Consider the following 20130-nt stretch of genomic DNA (forward strand, 5'->3'; position numbering starts at 1 on the left):
CTAGATCTCTCCCTCGTCGTCGAAGTTCGGGCGCACGTCGCGCGCGTACAGGATCTCGTCGTTGGAGACCCCGGCCGGGACCATCGGCCACACCATGGCGTCGGGGCCGACGGTGAAGTCGACGACGACGGGACGGTCGTCGATGGCGTTGGCCTGCGCGATGACCGCGTCGACCTCCTCGGGCGTCTCGGCGCGCAGGCCCACGCAGCCGAGGGCCTCGGCGAGCTTCACGAAGTCGGGGACGCGCGGGGACGCCTCGGAGTGGTGCGTCGAGAGGTTCGTCTGCGAGTACCGCTTGTCGTAGAACAGGGTCTGCCACTGGCGGACCATGCCGAGGTTGCCGTTGTTGATGACGGCGACCTTGATCGGGATGCCCTCGATGGCGCAGGTGGCCAGCTCCTGGTTGGTCATCTGGAAGCACCCGTCGCCGTCGACGGCCCACACGGTGCGGTCCATCTGCCCGAGCTTGGCGCCCATGGCGGCCGGGACGGCGAAGCCCATGGTGCCCAGGCCGCCCGAGTTCAGGAACGTGCCCGGCTGCTCGTAGGTGATGAACTGCGAGGCCCACATCTGGTGCTGGCCCACGCCGGCGGTCCAGATGGTGCCGTCGGGCGCCAGTTCGCCGAGGCGCTGGATGACCCACTGCGGGGTCAGCAGGCCGTCGTCGATGTCGGTGTAGCCGAGCGGGTAGCGGGCCCGCAGGTCGTCGAGGGTCTCCCACCAGGTCTTCAGGCGCTCGCGGCCGGGGTCGGCGTACGCGTCGGTCATGGCGGCGATCGCGGCCTTGCAGTCGCCCACGATCGGGACGTCGACCTCGCGGTTCTTGCCGATCTCGGCCGGGTCGATGTCGACGTGGACGATCTTCGCCTCGGGGGCGAAGGAGTCGAGCTTGCCGGTGACGCGGTCGTCGAAGCGGGCGCCCAGGGCCACGATCAGGTCGGACTTCTGGAGCGCGTGCACCGCCGGCACCGTGCCGTGCATGCCGGGCATGCCCAGGTGCTGCGGGTGCGTGTCGGGGAAGGCGCCGCGGGCCATCAGGGTGGTGATGACGGGCGCGCCGGTCAGTTCGGCGAGCGCGCGCAGCTCGGCGTGCGCGCCGGACTTGACGACGCCGCCGCCGACGTAGAGGACGGGGCGCCGGGCCTCGGCGAGGAGCGCGGCGGCCTCGCGGATCTGCTTGCCGTGCGGCTGCGTCGTGGGCCGGTAGCCCGGGAGGTCCATTTTGGGCGGCCACACGAAGGCGCCCTTGGCGTTCAGGATGTCCTTGGGGATGTCGACCAGGACGGGGCCGGGCCGGCCGGAGGAGGCCACGTAGAACGCCTCGGCGAGCACGCGCGGGATGTCCTCGACCTCGGTGACCAGATAGGAGTGCTTGGTGATCGGCATCGTGATGCCGCAGATGTCGGCCTCCTGGAAGGCGTCCGTGCCGATCGCGGTCGAGGCGACCTGGCCGGTGATGGCCACGATCGGGACCGAGTCCATGTGGGCGTCGGCGAGCGGGGTCACCAGGTTGGTCGCGCCGGGGCCGGAGGTCGCCATGCAGACGCCGACCCTGCCGGTGGCGAGGGCGTAGCCCTGGGCGGCGTGGCCCGCGCCCTGCTCGTGGCGGACGAGGACGTGGCGCACCTTCTGGGAGTCCAGGAGCGGGTCGTAGGCCGGGAGGATCGCGCCGCCGGGAATGCCGAAGACGGCTTCGACCTCGAGCTCCTCGAGGGCGCGGACGACGGCCTGCGCCCCGGTGAGGACGGGCGCGGCGGCGGGAGCGCCGAGCGGGGGTGCGGGCCTGGGTGCCTTCGGCCTCGCGGGCTGAGCTTTGGCAGCCTGCGGCCCTGCCGTCGCGGCCTGCGGGCCTGGCTTGGGTGCCTTCACTGGTGTGCTCATGTCCTTCGTCCAATAGGGAGATGTGGCTGGTTCGACATGCTGCGTCGTTCCCCGGGCAGAAAAAATCGCCCGCGTGCTAGGACGCACGGGGCGAGCGCACCGTCGGAGAACGACGGTGCGCTAGATAAGTACTACGACGAGCGGCCGGGCGGCGAGGGCCTCGGTCGCGTTGGAGTCGTAGTTCTGCTTCGGCACGTACCCCATGATTCACGATTCCGGCCCGTGAGTCAACTTTTCTCAGATCCCGGGACGTCATTCGGCGTGTCGCCGGGCCCGGCACCGGCGCCGGACGCCGCGTCGCCCGAGTGGGCGGGGTCGGCGAGCGCGTCGTCGATGTCGGCGTACGGCTCGGCGGCGAGGGCCTTCGGCTCCTCGGTGAGCCAGCGTGTGAGGTCGTCGGGGTCCATGGGCTTGGCGAGGAGGTAGCCCTGCACGAGCGGTGCCTGGGCCGCGATCATGGCGTTGAGCTGGAGGTCGGTCTCGACGCCTTCGGCGATGACCTCCATGCCGAGGAGGCGGCCGAGGGTGACGGCGACGGCGGCGAGGGGGCCGACGCCGCCGTCGTCCTTGGCGATGAGGTCGCGGTCGATCTTGAGGATGTCGACGGGGAGCCGGTCGAGCTGGCCGAGCGAGGAGTAGCCGGATCCGAAGTCGTCCAGGGCGATCCGGACGCCGGCGCCGCGCAGGGCGCCGAGCTGGGCGATGAGGGTGTTCATCTGGTGCGAGAAGTCGTGCTCGGTGACCTCGAGGACGAGGCGCTTGGCGGGGACGCCGGCGGCGATGAGCGCGGTGTTGACCTCGGTAGCGAACAGGTGGGTGTGGAGCTCCTTGACGGAGACGTTCACGGAGATCCAGGCTTTGATGCCGCCGTTCTGCCAGGCGGCGAGCTGCTCGGCGGCGCGGTTGACGGTCCAGACGGCGAGGTCCTGGGTGAGGCCGGACTCGGTAGCGGCGGGGATGAACTCGCCGGGGCTGACCTGGCCGAGCCGGGGGTGGTTCCAGCGCAGGAGGGCTTCGGCGCCGACGATGGTGCGGTCGGAGATGGAGAAGACCGGCTGGTAGACGAGGCGGAGTTCGTCGCGGGCGATGGCGCCGCGGAGCTCCTGGCTGAGCTCGTTCTTGCGGCGGACGCGGCGGTCGAACTCGGCGTCGTAGGTGGCGTACCGGTTCTTGCCGGCCTGCTTGGCGGCGCGCAGCGCCAGGTCGGCGTTGCGCAGGAGGAGTTCGGGGTCCTCGAGTCCCTCCGCGGCGGTGGCGATGCCGACGGAGCCGGTGACGAAGACGGTGGACTCGTCGTGGAACTCGTACGGTTCGCCGAGGCGGGCGACGAGGGCCTTGGCGGTGGCGACGGCCTCGGACCAGCTCGCGCGCAGCAGGATCGCGAACTCGTCGCCGCCGAGGCGGGCGCCGACGTCGGTGGGGCGCAGGAGTTCCTTGATGCGCCGGGAGACCTCGACGAGGAGTTCGTCGCCGAAGTCGTGGCCGCGGGTGTCGTTGACGTTCTTGAAGCCGTCGAGGTCGAGCAGGAGGAGCGCGGTCTGGTGCTCTTCGGCGGCGACGCCGTCCTCGAGGCTCTGGAGGAGGGCGCGGCGGTTGGCGAGGCCGGTGAGCGGGTCGGAGTAGGCCATGCGGGCGAGCTCGGTCTCGAGGCTCCTGCGGGCGCCGACGTCCTCGACGCGGGCGACGAGGCCGCGGACCTGGGGGCGGCCGCGGAGGTCGGTCACGACGGTCTCGGTGTGCCGCCAGCGGCGGGCCGAGTCGCGGACGCGGATGTTCAGGGACACCTGGCCGGTGTGGCTGAGGCCGTCGAGGAGGGTGCGGAGGTCCTCTTCGGCGCCGCGGCGGTCGTCGACGTGGACGAGGTCGAGGAAGGACGCGCCGACGCAGGTGCCGTTGTCCGTGGCGGGCCGCCACGCGGAGTCCTCGGGGTGCCAGGTGACGGTGAGGTCGGGGTCGAGGACGAGCACGGTGTCGGAGGCGACGCCGACGATCGCGGAGAGGCGGCGCTGCCGGGCGGCCGCCTCGCCGGTGACGCGCCGGACGTCGAAGTAGGTGAGGATGAGCCGCGCGCCGAGGGCGCCGACGGCGGCGAGGCCGAGGAGGGTGGCGTCGAGCGGGAGCGGGCCGGTGCCGGCGCCGTTGATGAGGACGGCCGCGGCCCCGAGGGCGGCGGCGCCGACCATGACGGCGTAGTGGACGCCGGGGTAGTTCGGCTTGTCGACGGGGGCGGGCTTCTGGCTGCGGGCGAGGTAGGTGACGCCGAGGAGGGCCGCGCAGGTGGCGACCCAGGCGACCGACCACCACAGGACGCGTTCTTCGGGGCGCTGCCACTGCCAGGCGACGAAGGTGGAGAGGCCGGTGAAGTGGACGGCGAAGACGGCGATGTACGCGAAGGCGTGGCGGCGGCGCCAGCGCTGGATGCGGAACGTGGTGGTGAAGCCGACGCCGAGCATGACGACGCCCATCATGCCCGGGATGATGATCGCGAGGTCGCCGTCGCCGAGGGGGCCGCGCATCTGCGCGAACAGGGGGCGGGCGAAGAGGGTCCAGGCGAAGAAGAGGACGCACAGGCCGACGAAGGCGCCGTCGACGAGGCGCCGCTGGACGGCCTGGGGCGCCCAGCCGCTGTCGGGCAGGCGCAGGAGCGCGAGGGCCCAGAGGATGACCGAGGCGGTGAAGCCGGTCCCGGCCACGGCGTCGGCGGCCGGGTCGGGGAGCCAGCAGGCGGCGGCGAACGTCGCGGCGGTGGTCTGGATGCCGGCGGCCATGAGCTGGTAGGTGGTGCGGCGTCCCGAGGCGATGCGCCCGGCGGCGCGCCACATGAGCGATCCGGCGCAGGCGGCGCCGATGGAGCCGAGTGCGGCGGCGGTGCCGGGGTCGATGGTCCGGAGCGAGGAGTGTACGCCGACCACGATCGCCGCGGCCAGCACGGAGCACCAGACTGCGGCGGTCGCGGTCCACGACAGTGTCTGCCGGACGCGACGGGGGGTTGGCGTCATCCACTGGCCCAATCGTAGGAACACTCGTGCATTACAGGATGCCGCATGGTCCCTCGTATCCGACTGCGGGCCTCCGCATGGGCGCGCGGCCGGTCATCGGGCGGGCGGCAGGGCGGCCCGGAGGCGGTCGAGGGCCGCGCGGTCGGCCCGGTGTCGCTCGGCGCGCTCCCGGTCGAGGTCGGCGGCGTCGCTGCGGGCCTTGATGAGCGCGGAGCGGAGGTCGGCGAGGCGGTCGTCGCGCTGCTCGGTCTCCTTGCGGGCCTTGGCGGATTCGGAGCGGTGGACGAGCAGCGGGAATGCGGCGGTGGCGGCGGCGAGCGCGGCGAGGACCCACTGGCCGAAGACGGCGAGGAGGAGCGTGACGGCGCCGATGCCCGCCACGAGTGCCGTGTAGGCCGGTTTCGAGGGCCCGTCGGTGGTGAAGCCGCGGCTGATGTGCGCTTCGGCCGCGGCGGCGGCCTCGGGGTCGTGCCCGGCGGCGGTGACGTCGACGCTCGCGCCGCGGCGCCTGACGGGGACGACGGCGGGCTCGGGGTCGCGGAGGCCCGATTCGAGGTGGGCGAGGCGGGCGTGCAGGAGTGGCGCGGCGAGGTCGAGGGCGAGGCGGCGCAGGGCGGTCGGGGCCTCGGGGTCGAAGAGGTCGCGGCGCACGAGTTCGGCGACGGTCCCGGCGGGCTCGGCCCAGGAGGGGCGGCTGCGGCGCGGCGCGCCGGCGGGCGCGAGCTCCTCCAGGCGGCGCACGAGCGGGAGTTCGGCGGGGCTGGGGGCTTCGATGAGCTCTTGGAGGTACCGGCGCCAGGCGGTGTCCGTGTCGCCGGGTGCGGCGGCGGGCTCGGCGGCGAGGTGGTCCCGGAGGGCGGTGAGGGCCGCGGCGAGGGTGGCGCCGTTCGCGAAGTCCGCGATCGCGCGGTCCCATTCCTTGAGTTCGGTGTCGTCGAGCGCTTCGGGGTCGAAGTGGTCGCGGAGGCGCCCGGCGAGCTGGACGGCCGCGTCGGGGCCGAAGACGCCGTGGGCGGCGTGCTCCCAGAGCGTGCGCCAGGCGGCGGCGACCTGGACGGGCTCGGCCGCGGGTCTGCCGCTCTCGGTCGTGGCGCCGCCGCCCTCGGCTGCGTCCCTGCCGCCTTCGGCGGTGGCTCGGGCGGATTCGGTCGTGCCTAGGCCGCCGACGGTCGTGCGTTGGCCACCTGCGGCGGTGCTGCCGCCGTCGTTCGCGGCGCTTCGGTCGCCGTCGGCCGTTCCCTGGAGGTCTTCGGTCGCGCCCGGGCCGCCATGGCCGGGGCCCGGAAGGTCTTCCGCAGTCCCGAGGTGCGGGGGTTCGGCGATGAGGCGCAGGAATGCGGCGTCGATGAGGACGGGCCGGTTGAAGCAGCGGCCGACGGCGAGGTTGAACAGCTCGGCGCGGACGGGGTCGCGGTCGCGGGCGGTGGCGAGACCGGTGGTGAGGTCGCCCGGGGGCTGCGGTTCGGTCCCGGGGCGGCCGCGCAGGACGAGCGGGAGGATCGCCGCGGCGGCGGGCGGGAGCCAGTAGCCGGGGGTGTCGCGGGTCTCGGGCAGGCGCGCGGGGCGGCCCTCGGCGAGGGCGCGGAAGGCGCTGCGGATGTCGACGCGGGCCCGGTGCTCGTCGAACTCGGCGAGCTCGAACCGCAGGTCGGCCCAGGCGTAAAGGGTCTCGATGCGGTCGGTGAGCTCGGAGGAGGCCGCTTCGATGCGCCCGGCGAGCTGCTGCTCGGACTTGCGGCGGCGCTCCTCGGCCTCGCGGTTGTGGCGGCGCTGGCGCATCGCGAGGTCTTCGATGGCGCGGTCCTGCAGGGTGTCCTGCCAGCTGTCGGACCAGAACCAGGAAGGCGGGGAAAAGGTGCTGCTCACGCGGGCACGCTCCGAGAAGGTAGGAGGGCTGGGCGCCTTCATTGTGCCCGGAGGACGCAAGCGGCGGAGCCCTCCGTTCGGAGGACCCCGCCGCTCGCTTCTCTGTCCTTTGTCGACTGTGCCTCAGTCGACCTTCCGGACGGCGCCGTCGCTGGCCGGGGTGGCCATCGCCGCGTACGCCTGGAGGGCCCGCGAGACGACCCGGTCGCGGTTCACGGGCGTGTACGGCTGCTCGCGCTTCTCCTGGGCCAGGCGGCGTTCGGTGAGGACCGCCTCGTCGACCTTGAGCTCGAGCCTGCGGTTCGGGATGTCGATCTCGATGATGTCGCCGTTCTCGACCAGGGCGATGAGCCCGCCGCCGGCGGCCTCGGGGCTGACGTGCCCGATCGAGAGGCCGGAGGTGCCGCCGGAGAAGCGGCCGTCGGTGATGAGCGCGCACTTGCGGCCCAGGCCGCGTCCTTTGAGGAACGAGGTCGGGTAGAGCATCTCCTGCATGCCGGGGCCGCCCTTGGGGCCCTCGTAGCGGATGACGACGACCTCGCCCTCGACCACGGACTTGTCGAGGATGCCCTGCACCGCGTCGTCCTGCGACTCGAAGACGTGCGCGGGCCCGGTGAAGGTCCAGTTCTCCTCGGGGACGCCGGCGACCTTGACGACGCAGCCGTCCTCGGCGAGGTTGCCGAACAGGACGGCCAGGCCCCCGTCCTTGGTGTAGGCGTGCTCGACCGAGCGGATGCAGCCCTCGGCGGCGTCGGTGTCGAGGCTCTTCCACCGGTTCGAGGTGGAGAACGCCTGCGTGGTGCGGACGTTGCCGGGCGCGGCGTGGTACAGCTCGATTGCCTCGGGCGCCGGGTTCTCGGCGCGGATGTCCCAGGTGCCGAGCCAGTCGGCCATCGACGGCGAGTGGACGGTGTGGACGTCGCCGTTGATGAGGCCGCCGCGGTACAGCTCGCCGAGGATCGCGGGGATGCCGCCGGCGCGGTGCACGTCCTCCATGTGGTACTTCGCGGAGTTCGGCGCGACCTTCGCCAGGCACGGGACGCGGCGCGAGATCGCGTCGATGTCGGCCACGTTGAAGTCGAGCTCGGCCTCGCGGGCGGCGGCGAGGAGGTGCAGGATCGTGTTGGTGGAGCCGCCCATGGCCACGTCGAGGGCCATCGCGTTCTCGAACGCGGCGCGAGAGGCGATGCTGCGCGGCAGGACCGACTCGTCGTCCTGCTCGTAGTAGCGGCGGGCCAGGTCCATGACGACGCGGCCGGCCTCCTCGAAGAGGGCGCGGCGGGCCGTGTGCGTGGCGAGGGTGGAGCCGTTGCCCGGCAGCGAGAGGCCGAGGGCCTCGGTGAGGCAGTTCATGGAGTTCGCGGTGAACATGCCCGAACAGGAGCCGCAGGTCGGGCAGGCCGACTCCTCCATCTTGAGGAGCTGAGCGTCCGAGACGTCGTCGTTCGCGGCGGCGATCATCGGGTCGATGAGGTCGAGCTTCTGGGTGACGACCCCGTTGACGTCGATCGTCTTGCCGGCCTCCATGGGGCCGCCGGAGACGAACACGACCGGGATGTTCAGGCGCAGGGCGGCCATGAGCATGCCCGGGGTGATCTTGTCGCAGTTGGAGATGCACACGAGCGCGTCGGCGCAGTGCGCGTTCACCATGTACTCGACGGAGTCGGCGATGATCTCGCGGCTGGGGAGCGAGTAGAGCATCCCGCTGTGGCCCATCGCGATGCCGTCGTCGACGGCGATCGTGTGGAACTCCTTGGAGACGCCGCCGGCCTCGGCGATGGCCTCGGCGACGATGTCGCCCATGTTCTTGAGGTGCACGTGTCCGGGGACGAACTGCGTGTAGGAGTTGGCGATGGCCACGATCGGCTTGCCGAAGTCGGAGTCGGTCATACCGGTGGCGCGCCACAGCGCGCGAGCGCCCGCCATCTGGCGGCCGTGCGTGGAAGTCCGTGATCGAAGCGCTGGCATGGATCAAGTCTGCCACGTCTCGAATGCCGGGATGAGCCGCCCGGACCTTAGGACATCCTTAGGAAGATGGTCAGTCAATCAGTACAAATCACGACTTATCCGAAATGTTCCCTTGAGGGACCCCTGGTGACAAGGATACCTTCACGGTATGACATCGCCCGATATGCGATCAGAACTCGCGAATCACGGGTCCGAAGATCGCCGCCGCCGGGCACGGCCCGTGGCGCCGCGAGTCCTCCCCCGCCGGGTTGTCGCCGAGCAGGAAGTAGTGCCCGTCCGGGACCGGGTCGCCCGAGCCGGGCATGGGCTCGCCCGGCCCGGCGGCGACGCGCTTGATCCACCACGGGCCCTTGGCGCGCCGCGCCTCGGCCCAGCCGAGCCGCGGATCCGGAGCCGAGGCCACCACGATGTCGCCGGTCGCGATCCGCCGCGAGCGCTTGGCGAGGACCTCGTGGCCGTCCTCGAGCGCCGGCTCCATCGAGGCGCCCTCGACTTTCACGAGCACCCAGCGGCGCCGCAGCTGCCGCACGCTCTCGACCGTCAGCGCCACCGCCGCCACCAGCAGCAGCGGGTAGAACCAGCTAGAAGAGTCCATCGATGCCGTCGTCCTCGGGCTCCTCGCGCTTCTTGCGGAAGCGCTCGAACATCGTGAACGAGGTCAGCCCGAGCGCCGCGGTCGCGAACAGGACCGCGTACGCCATGCCCAGGACCACGATGCCGACCAGGATCCACTGGCCGAACACCAGCACCGCACTCAGACCGGCGTCCATTACGGCAGGTCGTTGATGATGTCGGTGATCGAGCGGCGCTTGCCGGTGAAGAACGGGATCTCCTCGCGCACATGGCGGCGCGCGCCCGAGGCCCGCAGTTCGCGCATGAGGTCGACGATCCGGTGGAGCTCGTCGGCCTCGAACGCAAGGATCCACTCGTAGTCCCCGAGCGAGAACGCCGGGACGGTGTTGGCCCGCACGTCCGGGTAGTCCCGCGCCATCTGGCCGTGCTCGCGCAGCAGGTCGCGGCGCTCCTCCTCGGGGAGCAGGTACCACTCGTAGGACCGCACGAACGGGTAGACGCTGACGTAGCCGCGCGGCTCCTCGGTGAGGAAGGCCGGGAGGTGGCTGCGGTTGAACTCGGCCGGGCGGTGCAGCGCCATGTTCGACCAGACCGGCGCGAGGTGGCGCCCGAGCGCGGAGCGCCGGAAGTCGGCGTACGCCTTCTGCAACTGGTCGCTGGTCTCGGCGTGCCACCACACCATGAGGTCGGCGTCGGCGCGCATCCCGGTGAGGTCGTACGTGCCGCGGACGGTCACGCCCTGGTCGCCGCAGTGCTTCTTGAAGAACGCCTCCATGTCGCTGGCGAGGTCCTGCCGGATCGACGGCATCGGCTCCTGGACGCGGAACACCGACCACAGCGTGTACCTGATCGTCTCGTTCAGCTCTTTGATCCGCGCGGCGTTGGGATTGTTGGACTGGCGTTCGGTCACGTTGCGGCCCTTTCCTTCTGGTTCGGCTCAGTCTGCCGGGTCGTGTTTCGCGGGCGTCAGCGAGGCGGCGGTCTGCTCGGCGGCGGCCCGGCCGGACGCGATGCACGCGGCGATGCCGACGCCGTCGACGGCGGCACCGGCGATCGCGATCCCGCGGTGGCGGGCGAGCGCCTCGCGGGCGGCGGCCACCCGGGCGCCGTGCCCGGGGGTGTACTGCGGGAGCGCCCCGCCCCAGCGGTCGACGCGCTGGTCGACCGGCTCGGGCAGGCGCTGCCCGAGGTGCTCGCCGAGCTCGCGCAGCGCGGTCTTGGCGAGGGTCGCGTCGTCGTACTGGAGCAGCGCCTCCTCGCCGAGGCGGCCCATGGAGACGCGCACGATCTGGCGGCGGCGCCCCAGGTGCGGCCACTTCTTCGACGAGAAGGTGGCGGCCTTGACGGTCTTGCCCTCGGAGGCGGGCGTCAGGAACCCGGAGCGCTCCGGGAGGTCGACCCGGTCGAAGGCGAACGCGGCCAGGGCGACCGAGGCGTACGGCACGCCCGAGAGGGCGGCCGCGGCCTCCGGGGAGACGGCGCGGAGCAGTTGAGCGGCCGGCGAGGCGGGCACGGCGACGACCACGGCGTCGGCGGTGACCTTGATCGGGTCGGGCACCGGGCCGGTGATGACCTCCCAGCCGGTCGGGGTCTGGCGGAGTTCGCGCACGGTCATGCCGAGGCGGATCTCGGCGCGGGCCGCGGCCGACGTGGCGGTGACGAGCCGGTCGAGGCCGCCGTCGATCGTGGCGAAGACGGGCTTGCCGGTCGCGGGCCGCTTGACCTCGGCGACCGCTTCGGTCAGGCGCGCATGGCGTTCGAGCGCGGCGGCGAGCTGCGGCATGACGGCGCGGACCGAGAGCCGGTCGACGTCGCCGGCGTAGACGCCCCCGAGCATCGGGGCGACGAGCCGGTCCAGGACCTCGTCGCCGAGGCGCGAGCGGACCAGTTCGCCGACGGACATGTCCTGGCCCGGTTCAAGGATCGGCAGGCCGTTGTCGGGGCGCTCCTTGGCGTTCGCGATCGCGGCCACGTCAGCCGGGTCGCCGGGGATGCCCATCATGTGCCCGGCCGGGAAGTCGACCAGCTCGCCGCCCAGGCTCAGCGCGGGCTTGAGGCCCGACGGGTGGACGATCGCGTCGCCGAGGCCGACCGCGCGCGCCAGGGCGACCGCCTCGGGCCGGGCCGCGAGCAGCGACTCGGCGCCGGTCTCGACCGGGCGCCCGGCGAAGTCGGCGGTGCGGATCTTGCCGCCGAGGCGCATCGACTGCTCGGCCACGATGATCTCGGCGTCCGGCCCGAGCAGTTCGCGCAGGCGGTGCGCAGCGGCGATGCCGGTGATGCCGCCGCCCGCCACCAGGACCCGGGTGCGCCCGGGCGTGCCCGTGACGCGGGCGGGCGTCATGGGGCTCATCGGGCGGTGGTTTCGTGCACGCGGTCGACGACGAGCTTCAGCTTCCCGGGGTCGGACTCGGGGAGGACCCCGTGCCCGAGGTTGAAGATGTGGCCCTTCGCGTCGCGGCCCGCGGCCACGACCCGGTCGGTCGCGGCCAGCAGCGGCGCCTCGTCGGCGAGGATCAGCGCCGGGTCGAGGTTGCCCTGGAGGACCTTGCCCGGCAGGCGCTTCGCGGCCTGATCGAGCGGGACGCGGAAGTCGACGCCGGAGATCTCCGCGCCGGTCTCGGCCATCGCCTCGAGCAGGTGCCCGGTGCCGACGCCGAAGTGGATCCGCGGCACCGACTGCGCGACGCCCGCCAGCGCGGCGGTCGAGTGCGGGAGCGCGAAGGCGCGGTAGTCGTCCTCGGAGAGGGCCCCGGCCCAGGAGTCGAAGAGCTGCACGGCTTTGGCGCCGGCCTCGACCTGGACGCGGAGGAACTCGCCGCAGATCGCGGCGAGGCGGGAGGCGATGCCGTGCCAGACGTCGGGCGCGGAGTGCATGAGCGCCTTGGTCTTGGCGTGGTCGCGGGAGGGGCCGCCCTCGATGAGGTAGGAGGCGAGAGTGAAGGGGGCGCCGGCGAAGCCGATGAGCGGGGTGGTGCCGAGTTCCTTGCCGAGCAGGCCGATGGCCTCGGTGATGTAGGGGACGTCGCAGGGGTCGAGGTTGCGCAGGCGCTTCAGGTCGGCCTCGGTGCGGAACGGTTCGGCGACGACGGGGCCGGTGCCGGGGACGATGTCGATGTCGACGCCGATGGCGGCGAGGGGGACGACGATGTCGGAGAAGAAGACCGCCGCGTCGACGCCGTAGCGGCGGACCGGCTGCATGGTGATCTCGCAGACGAGTTCGGGGGTCCGGCAGGCTTCGAGCATGGAGGTGCCGGCGCGGGCCTCCTTGTACTCGGGGAGCGAGCGTCCGGCTTGGCGCATGAACCAGACCGGGGTGCGGCTGGGCTCCTCGCCGCGGGCGGCCGCGAGGAAGGGGGGCTCGCCGCTCAAGCGGCTTGCGGGCGGCGCCGAGTCCGTCGGCGAAGGAACATCGTTGACCACAACGCCATCCTTGCACGCGCGGGGGCGGTCCGCCCGGAGGTGCGAGTGCGATGTGGCCCGCATCGGGAGGGCCGCTGTGAGGGAGGTCGAACGGCGGGGCCGTCCACCATGGAGGAGAAAATGGGTGATTCAACCACTATCGGGTGGAAATCGGTCTCCTGCTCGGCGGGGCAGTAGCGCGCGCAGGTTACCTGCCCGTACGGTGAACGGGTGACCGATCCCCAACCCGAAGCCGCACTCCTCACGGAGCCGCGTGAAGGCATGCCCCCGTTGATCCAGACGTCCGCGGACCTCGCCGAGGCCGCCGAGCGCCTCGAGGCCGGTTCCGGTCCGATCGCGGTGGACACCGAGCGCGCCTCCGGCTTCCGCTATTCGGGCCGGGCCTATCTGATCCAGTTGCGCCGGGCCGGTTCGGGGACGATGCTGGTCGACCCGATCCCGATCGAGGACCTCGGCCCGCTGCGGCGGGCGCTCGCGGGCCCGGAGTGGATCCTGCACGCCGCGAGCCAGGACCTGCCGTGCCTGGAGGAGCTCGACCTGCATCCGACGCGGCTGTTCGACACCGAGCTGGCCGCGCGGCTGTGCAACTTCGAGAAGGTCGGGCTCGCCTCGATCACCGAGCAGCTCCTCGGGTACCGGCTGGAGAAGCAGCACTCGGCGGCCGACTGGTCCTCGCGCCCGCTCCCCCACGACTGGCTCGTGTACGCGGCGCTGGACGTGGAGCTGCTCATCGAGCTGCGCGGGAAGCTCGCGGCCGAGCTCGCGAAGCAGGGCAAGTCCGAGTGGGCCCAGGCCGAGTTCGAGCACGTGCGCACCGCGGGCCCGCCGAAGCCGCGCAAGGAGCCGTGGCGGCGCACCAGCGGGATCCACAAGGTGCGGGGGGCGAAGGCCCTCGGCCGCGTCCGAGCGGTGTGGGAGGCCCGGGACGACCTGGCGCGCAAGCTCGACCGCGCGCCCGGGAAGGTCCTGCCGGACGCCGCGATCGTCGAGGCCGCGACGGCGGACCCGACCGACTTCGCCGAGCTGATGAGCCTGCCGGGGTTCCGGCGCCGCGGCGGGCGCACGAACGCGCGGCTGTGGCTGGCGGCGCTGGCCGACGCCCGCAATGTTCCGGCCGACGAGCTGCCGTCGACGACGCCGCCCCAGGACGGTCCGCCCGCGACGCACCGCTGGGCCGACCGCGACCCGGTCGCGGCCGAGCGCCTGGCGGCCGCCCGCGAGGTGGTCACCGAGGTCGCCGAGAAGCACCACCTGCCGGCGGAGAACCTGATCTCGCCGGCGCTGGTGCGGGGCCTGGCGTGGGAGCCGCCGAAGCGGGTGACCGAGCGCCATGTCCGCACGGTGCTGGCCGAGGCCGGCGCGAGGGAGTGGCAGATCGAGCTGCTGGCGGAGGGGCTGACCGAGGCGCTGCAAGCCTGACGACACGCGAAAGGCAACGGCGAGAACACCGTTGCCTTGATCGGTCGAGGTACCGAGGGAACCGCTCAGTCCTCCCAAGGGTTGATGAGTGTAATCCCGACCTCGTCGAAGTCCTTGGTGTTGCGGGTCGCGAGCATGGCCCCGCGAGTGAGACAGATGGCCGCGATCATGGCGTCCTCCATGGTGATCCGGCGACCGATTCCCTCCCGTTTGGAGGTTATTCTCGGGATCATGTCCGCTGCGGCGAGGTCGAAGTCCTCGATGCGGTCTCGGAGTTCCTCCCCGACGAGCCGGTCAATCTTCGATTCGAGCTCGGCCCGCTTGCGCCCTTGCGCCATTGCCGCCGCGCCGATGCGCAGTTCAGCCACGGTGATCGCTGTAATAGCGATATCGACGCGCCCGACCGTGCGAAGCCAGTGCTTCACGCGTTTATGTGGTTGAGGCCGAAATCGCTCGGACACGACGTTCGTATCAAGGATGATCATCAGCCGAAGTCCACCGGCCTGAACCTGCCTTTGCGGCGTGGGATCACGAACTCGTCCTCGCCGAACCCTTCGGAGTCGCCCATGATCCTTTCGAACATCGCCTCCGCCGAGCTATCCCCGGCCTCGTCGGCATCCTTGATGCGGAGGATCATCGCGCGAAGCTCCGCTTGCATCGAACGCTCGTGCCGGGCCGCTCGAACCTTGAGCCACTTGTAGGTTTCCGGGTCGAGACCTCTGAGGTAGACCGCCCTGGTTTCTTCTGCCATCGTTGTCACCCCCTGACGATATCGATGCTACCGCGAATAACCCGGGAGCGACACACCTTCCGCGCGTCGGATCGCGCGCTTGCAGCCGATGTTGACGTGCGACAGCGCGAGTCCGTGAAAGCATCGGGAGGCTCGACCGGGGCGGGCCGTGACAACGAACTTACTTGCGGGTAACATTCGTCGTGACGATGCACACCATCCGACTGCACTCGACTGCACATCTTCGACGCTGCATACCCAAAGGAGGGGCTGGCGTGAACGACACCATCCGCGATGTCGTCTTCGTCGACGGGGTACGAACCCCGTTCGGCAAGGCGGGCAAACTCTTCGAAGAGACCCGCGCAGACGACCTGATCATCCGCTGCATCAGGACGCTGCTGCGCCGCAACCCGGGGCTGCCGCCTGAGCGGGTCGACGAGGTGGCTCTGGCGGCCACCACGCAGATCGGCGACCAGGGGCTCACGCTGGGCCGCACCGCCGCGCTCCTGGCGGGTCTGCCCCGGTCCGTCCCGGGCTACTCGATCGACCGCATGTGCGCGGGCGCGATGACCGCGGTGACCAGTGTGTCCTCCGCGATCGCCGCCCGCCAGTACGACATCGCCATCGCCGGGGGCGTCGAGTCGATGTCGAACCACCCGATGGGCGAGGGCGTCGACCCCAACCCGCGCATCATCGCCGAGCGCCTCGTCGACCCCGACGCGCTCCAGATGGGCTTCACCGCCGAGAACCTGCACGACCTGTACCCGACGATCACCAAGGAGCGGGCCGACGCGTACGCAGTCGGCACGCAGCAGCGGTACGCCGCCGCGATCGAGCAGCTCAGCGCCGACATGACCACGATGGCCGCGCGCTCGGCCGACGAGGGCTGGACCGTCGCCACCGCCGACGAGCTGCCGCGCCCGGGCACGACCATGGAGGGGCTCGCGAACCTGCGCACCCCGTTCCGGCCGCACGGCCGCGTCACCGCCGGCACGGCGGCGCCGCTCACGGACGGCGCCACCGCGTGCCTCCTCGCGGACGCCGACACCGCCGCCGAGCTGGGGCTGCCCGTCGCCATGAAGATGGTCGGCTTCGCGTTCGCCGGCGTCGACCCCGAGACCATGGGCGTCGGGCCGATCCCGGCCACCGAGAAGGCCCTCGCCCGCGCGGGCCTCTCGATCGACGACATCGGCCTGTTCGAGATCAACGAGGCGTTCGCCGTCCAGGTGCTGGCGTTCCTCGACCACTTCAAGATCGCCGACGACGACCCGCGGGTGAACCCGTGGGGCGGCGCGATCGCCATGGGCCACCCGCTGGCCTCCTCGGGCGTGCGACTCATGACCCAGCTCGCGCGCGAGTTCGCCGTGCACCCGGAGGTGCGCTACGGCATCACGACCATGTGCGTCGGCCTCGGCCAGGGCGGCACGGTCATCTGGGAGAACCCGAACTTCAAGGGGGCCAACTAATGTACGCGACGCCGCTCGATCTCCCCGACTTCGAGGAAGAGGTCGTCACCGAGGCCCTCGTGCGCTTCCTGGAGCCCCGCGGGCTCGGCGGGAAGGCCGCGCTCATCACGCTCGACAACGGCTTCGACCACACCAAGCCGACGTCGTTCGGGCCCGGCGGGCTCAAGAACCTGTGGCGCGCGCTCGACCAGGTCGAGGCCGAGGACGACGTCAAGCTCATCGCCGTCACCGGCAAGCCGTTCATCTTCCTGGCCGGCGCCGACATCAAGCTCATGCCGAGCCTGGAGAGCCGCGAGCAGGGCCTCGCCCTGGCGCAGGCCGGGCACTCGCTCTACAAGCGGCTCAAGGACTCCGCGGTGCCGACGTTCGCGTTCGTGAACGGCACCGCCCTCGGCGGCGGCTTCGAGCTGGCCCTGCACTGCCACTACCGGACGGTCTCGACCAGCGCCCGGGGCCTGGGCCTGCCCGAGGTCTCGATCGGGCTCATCCCCGGCTGGGGCGGCTCGCAGATCCTGCCGAACCTCATCGGGATCGAGAAGGCCGCGCAGGTCATCGTCGGGAACCCGCTGAACCAGAACAAGATGCTCTCGGGCACCGACCTGGTGCCGCTGGGCATCGCCGACGCCGAGTTCGAGCCGGCCGACTTCCTCGAGGAGTCCCTCGACTGGGCCGTCAAGGTCGCCACCGGCGCCGTCACCGTGGAGCGGCCCGAGGTCGACCGGGACGTGTGGCCGCAGGTCATCGCGGGTGCGCGGCGGCTCGTGGACGAGAAGGTCCACAACGCCTCCGCCGCGGCGGTGCGGGCCCTGGACCTGCTCGAACTGGCGCGCACCGCCACGTTCGAAGAGGGCTCGCTCGCCGAGGACGAGGCGCTCGCCGACCTCGAGGCCGGGCCGCAGTTCCAGTCGAGCATCTACGCGTTCCACCTGGTCCGCTCGCTCGGCAAGCGCCCCGAGGGCGCGCCGAGCCCGGGGCTGGCCAAGGAGATCGGCAAGGTCGGCGTCGTCGGCGCCGGGCTCATGGCCGGCCAGATCGCGCTCATGTTCGCGCGCCGCCTCGAAGTGCCCGTGGTCATGACCGACCTCGACGAGGACCGGGCCCAGAAGGGCCTGGCGTACGTGCGGGCCGAGATCGACAAGCTCGAAGCGAAGGGCCGGACCTCGAAGCTGAAGGCCGCCAAGCTGCGCGCGCTGGTCTCGGCGACCGCGGACAAGTCGGTGTACGCGGACTGCGACCTGGTCATCGAGGCGGTCTTCGAGGAGCTGGGCGTCAAGCAGGCCGTGTTCGCCGAGGTCGAGTCGATCGTCTCAGACGAGGCCCTGCTGGTCACCAACACCTCCGGGCTCTCGATCACCGCGATGGCGTCGGGGCTCAAGCACCCCGAGCGGCTCGTGGGCATGCACTTCTTCAACCCGGTGGCCGTCATGCCGCTCGTCGAGGTCATCCCGACCGAGTCGACCGACAAGGAGACCCTGGCGACCGCGTACGCGGTGGCGAAGAAGCTGAAGAAGACCGCCGTGGGCTCGGCCGACCGGCCGGCGTTCATCGTGAACCGGCTGCTCGGACGCATGCTCGCCGAGGTCACCGGCGCGGTCGACGCGGGCACGCCCGTCGAGGTCGCCGACGTGGCGCTCGACGAGCTGGGCCTGCCGATGCGCCCGTTCGCGCTGCTGGAGCTCGTGGGCCTGCGGGTCGCGTGGCACCTGTGCCAGCACCTGAACGAGGACCTCGGGCCGCGGTTCCCCGCCTCGGAGAACCTGCGGAAGATGGCCGAGGCCGAGTTCCCGGTGTTCGACCCCGAGGCCAAGGGCAAGGGCCGGCTCACCGACGAGGCGAAGGCGCAGATCGCCCTGGGCGACTCGCCCTCGACGGCCGCCGAGGTCAAGCAGCGCGTCCTGCGCGGCCTGGCCGAGGAGATCGGCCTCATGCTCGACGAGGGCGTCGTGCCCTCGGCGAAGCAGATCGACCTCGCGATGATCCTCGGCGCGGGCTTCCCGTTCTGGCTGGGCGGCCTCACGCCGTACCTGGACCGCGAGGGGATTTCTGTCGATGTGACCGGAAAGCCGTTCTCGGCGTAGTGCTGAGTGCGCACGGTCACATTAACTTTGCGACGAGCCCGGACTCGACCGAACGGTTGAGTCCGGGCTCGTCCCGTGACCCCAACCGGCCGGGGGCGAAGCGGTAACACGCACGGACGAGAGGGGTGATAGGACCGGTACCCGGCAAATGCCGTGGACCCTACTGCCGAGTAGGGAAACCCCTTGCCTCCTTGGAATCCTTTGAGAACACCGGCTTTGACCTGCGGATTTCCGTCCATACGGTTGCCGGGTGCATTTTCGCAAGCTGATCGAAGGCGTGACCGGCCCCGTCCGGAGCGCCGCCGCCGCTGTCACCGAGCGGCTGACCAACACCGTCGGCGGATTCAAGGAGCACCGGTTCCGCCGGGTCGCCACCGTCGGCCTCGCCGCCGCGATCCTGACCGGTTCGGGCGGCGCCGCCGCATGGGCCATCTCGAACACCGAGGCGCCCGCGGAGACCGAGCAGGCCGCCGCCGAGCAGACCCAGGAGACGACCGAAGAGGCGACCGCAGCGGCCCCCGCACCCGCTGAGACGCCCGCAGAGGCCCCGGCCACCGAGGAGGCGACCACCGAGGCCGCCCCCGAGCCGGTCGTCGAGGAGAAGCCCGCGGAGCCCGCAGCGCCCGCCGGCCCCGTCGACATCGACGTCGCCGACATCGACGACGAGCAGGAGGCCAACGCCGTCACGATCATCGAGACCGGCAAGGAGCTCGGCTTCGACGAGAACGGCTGGGCCGTCGCCCTCGCCACCGCCATGCAGGAGGCGAAGCTCTACAACGCCGCCTCCGAGGCCGTCCCCGAGAGCTTCGAGTACACCGACTCCGAGGTCACCTACTCCGACCACGACTCGGTCGGCCTGTTCCAGCAGCGCACCTCCATGGGCTGGGGCACGGTCGAGGAGCTGATGGACCCCGCGACCTCCGCGAGCAAGTTCTACAACACGCTCAAGGACGTCGACGGCTGGGAGGACATGTCCATCGCCTCCGCCGCCCAGGCCGTCCAGGTCTCGGCCTACCCCGACTACTACGCCCAGTGGGAAGGCCTCGCCTGGGACATCATCGACGCCTACCAGAGCGCGTCCTAAGCGCTTATCACTCCTCCCGACGGAACGGGCCCCGCGGTCGTCACCGCCGCGGGGCCCGTTCCATGCCCGCGGTCCGTTTGGAGGAAACCTCCCGAATCGGCGGCCCGATCGCGGCCCACACCGGCCGGCCGTTGTGGGACCTGCACAATTCCCGCCCGATTTGCCCGACCGCCGGTTTGACACGACCAGCACACTGTGCACATGACGACGTACAACTGCCCGCGCTGCGGGAGCCCCTCGACGGCAGGCGGGTGCCCCGCCTGCGGGCGCGGGCCCGAGCCGCTCCTGCAGCGGCTGGCCGAGCTCGACGCCGTCCTGGCGTCGATGCCCGCCACCCTCAAGAGCCGCACCGCCGTCGAATCCGAGCGCACCGAGGTCCTCGACGGCCTCCAAGCGGTGGCCGCCCGCTACCTCGCCGAAGCCGATCGGCACGCCCGGACCGCACCCGCCCCGCAGAGCGCCCCGAACACCGGCGGCATCCCGACGCAGGCCCCGGCGGCTCCGGCACCGGCCGCGCCCGGACCGAACCCCGCCGGGAACCCCTCGCCCGCCGCAGGACACCCGCTGACGCCCGCGGCAGGCCCCGGCGCCCCGTCACCGGCCACCGCGGGGCACGTGCCCCCGCCCGGCGCCGCTCCCGTCG

The 20130-nt window shown here is 71.8% G+C and carries 15 protein-coding genes and 1 pseudogene; 5 read left to right on the plus strand and 11 right to left on the minus strand.

The annotated features are described in order from the left end of the window. The 9 genes from GFD30_RS19980 to hemE all read right to left on the minus strand — a co-directional run bounded on the left by GFD30_RS19980 (position 1) and on the right by hemE (position 12659). Complete coding sequence (locus GFD30_RS19980; RefSeq protein WP_153026943.1) at positions 1 to 1881, minus strand: acetolactate synthase large subunit; 1881 nt, start codon at positions 1879 to 1881, stop codon at positions 1 to 3. Positions 1882 to 2108: 227 nt separating this feature from the next. Continuing rightward, positions 2109 to 4880 carry a putative bifunctional diguanylate cyclase/phosphodiesterase gene (locus GFD30_RS19985; protein ID WP_153026944.1) on the minus strand — a complete coding sequence of 924 codons (2772 nt, stop codon included), beginning with the start codon at positions 4878 to 4880 and terminating at the stop codon, positions 2109 to 2111. A gap of 93 nt (positions 4881 to 4973) precedes the next feature. Continuing rightward, positions 4974 to 6746, minus strand: coding sequence for a hypothetical protein (locus GFD30_RS19990; RefSeq protein WP_153026945.1), 1773 nt, complete (start codon positions 6744 to 6746; stop codon positions 4974 to 4976). A 123-nt stretch (positions 6747 to 6869) separates the two neighbouring features. Further along, positions 6870 to 8714, minus strand: coding sequence for a dihydroxy-acid dehydratase (gene ilvD / locus GFD30_RS19995; protein WP_153026946.1), 1845 nt, complete (start codon positions 8712 to 8714; stop codon positions 6870 to 6872). A 169-nt stretch (positions 8715 to 8883) separates the two neighbouring features. Continuing rightward, positions 8884 to 9309: a S24/S26 family peptidase gene (locus GFD30_RS20000; RefSeq protein ID WP_153026947.1), complete on the minus strand. Its 426-nt coding sequence runs from the start codon at positions 9307 to 9309 to the stop codon at positions 8884 to 8886. Further along, positions 9296 to 9484, minus strand: coding sequence for a hypothetical protein (locus GFD30_RS20005; RefSeq protein WP_153026948.1), 189 nt, complete (start codon positions 9482 to 9484; stop codon positions 9296 to 9298). The genes GFD30_RS20000 and GFD30_RS20005 overlap by 14 nt, the downstream gene beginning before the upstream one ends. Next, on the minus strand, positions 9484 to 10197 hold the full coding sequence (gene hemQ / locus GFD30_RS20010) for a hydrogen peroxide-dependent heme synthase (protein ID WP_322633445.1): 714 nt from the start codon (positions 10195 to 10197) through the stop codon (positions 9484 to 9486). The genes GFD30_RS20005 and hemQ overlap by 1 nt, the downstream gene beginning before the upstream one ends. A 27-nt stretch (positions 10198 to 10224) precedes the next feature. After that, on the minus strand, positions 10225 to 11640 hold the full coding sequence (gene hemG, locus GFD30_RS20015) for a protoporphyrinogen oxidase (protein ID WP_227996717.1): 1416 nt from the start codon (positions 11638 to 11640) through the stop codon (positions 10225 to 10227). Beyond that, positions 11637 to 12659 (minus strand): uroporphyrinogen decarboxylase, encoded by a 1023-nt coding sequence (hemE, locus tag GFD30_RS20020; protein ID WP_227996719.1) that lies wholly within the window; start codon positions 12657 to 12659, stop codon positions 11637 to 11639. The genes hemG and hemE overlap by 4 nt, the downstream gene beginning before the upstream one ends. A gap of 312 nt (positions 12660 to 12971) precedes the next feature. On the opposite strand from hemE, the gene GFD30_RS20025 reads away from it, so the two are divergent. Next, positions 12972 to 14129 (plus strand): ribonuclease D, encoded by a 1158-nt coding sequence (locus GFD30_RS20025; protein WP_153026965.1) that lies wholly within the window; start codon positions 12972 to 12974, stop codon positions 14127 to 14129. A 65-nt stretch (positions 14130 to 14194) separates the two neighbouring features. Here GFD30_RS20025 and GFD30_RS20030 read toward each other — a convergent pair whose 3' ends face one another. Together GFD30_RS20030 and GFD30_RS20035 are read right to left on the minus strand one after the other, a co-directional pair. Next, positions 14195 to 14614, minus strand: a complete 420-nt coding sequence (locus GFD30_RS20030; protein ID WP_153026950.1) for a type II toxin-antitoxin system VapC family toxin — start codon at positions 14612 to 14614, stop codon at positions 14195 to 14197. After that, entirely contained in the window at positions 14614 to 14880 is a 267-nt protein-coding gene (locus GFD30_RS20035; RefSeq protein ID WP_153026951.1) for a FitA-like ribbon-helix-helix domain-containing protein, read from the minus strand. The genes GFD30_RS20030 and GFD30_RS20035 overlap by 1 nt, the downstream gene beginning before the upstream one ends. A gap of 254 nt (positions 14881 to 15134) precedes the next feature. On the opposite strand from GFD30_RS20035, the gene GFD30_RS20040 reads away from it, so the two are divergent. The 4 genes and pseudogenes from GFD30_RS20040 to GFD30_RS20055 form a co-directional block, all read left to right on the plus strand. Continuing rightward, entirely contained in the window at positions 15135 to 16325 is a 1191-nt protein-coding gene (locus tag GFD30_RS20040) for a thiolase family protein (RefSeq protein WP_322633447.1), read from the plus strand. After that, on the plus strand, positions 16325 to 18403 hold the full coding sequence (locus GFD30_RS20045) for a 3-hydroxyacyl-CoA dehydrogenase NAD-binding domain-containing protein (RefSeq protein WP_153026953.1): 2079 nt from the start codon (positions 16325 to 16327) through the stop codon (positions 18401 to 18403). Before GFD30_RS20040 ends, GFD30_RS20045 begins: the two co-directional genes overlap by 1 nt. A 250-nt stretch (positions 18404 to 18653) precedes the next feature. Beyond that, positions 18654 to 19487: a hypothetical protein gene (locus GFD30_RS20050; protein WP_153026954.1), complete on the plus strand. Its 834-nt coding sequence runs from the start codon at positions 18654 to 18656 to the stop codon at positions 19485 to 19487. A gap of 201 nt (positions 19488 to 19688) precedes the next feature. Further along, positions 19689 to 20130: pseudogene (locus GFD30_RS20055) on the plus strand (hypothetical protein); the annotation flags it as partial.

It is taken from the genome of Glycomyces albidus (assembly GCF_009451885.1).
GTDB classification, from domain to species: domain Bacteria; phylum Actinomycetota; class Actinomycetes; order Mycobacteriales; family Micromonosporaceae; genus Glycomyces; species Glycomyces albidus.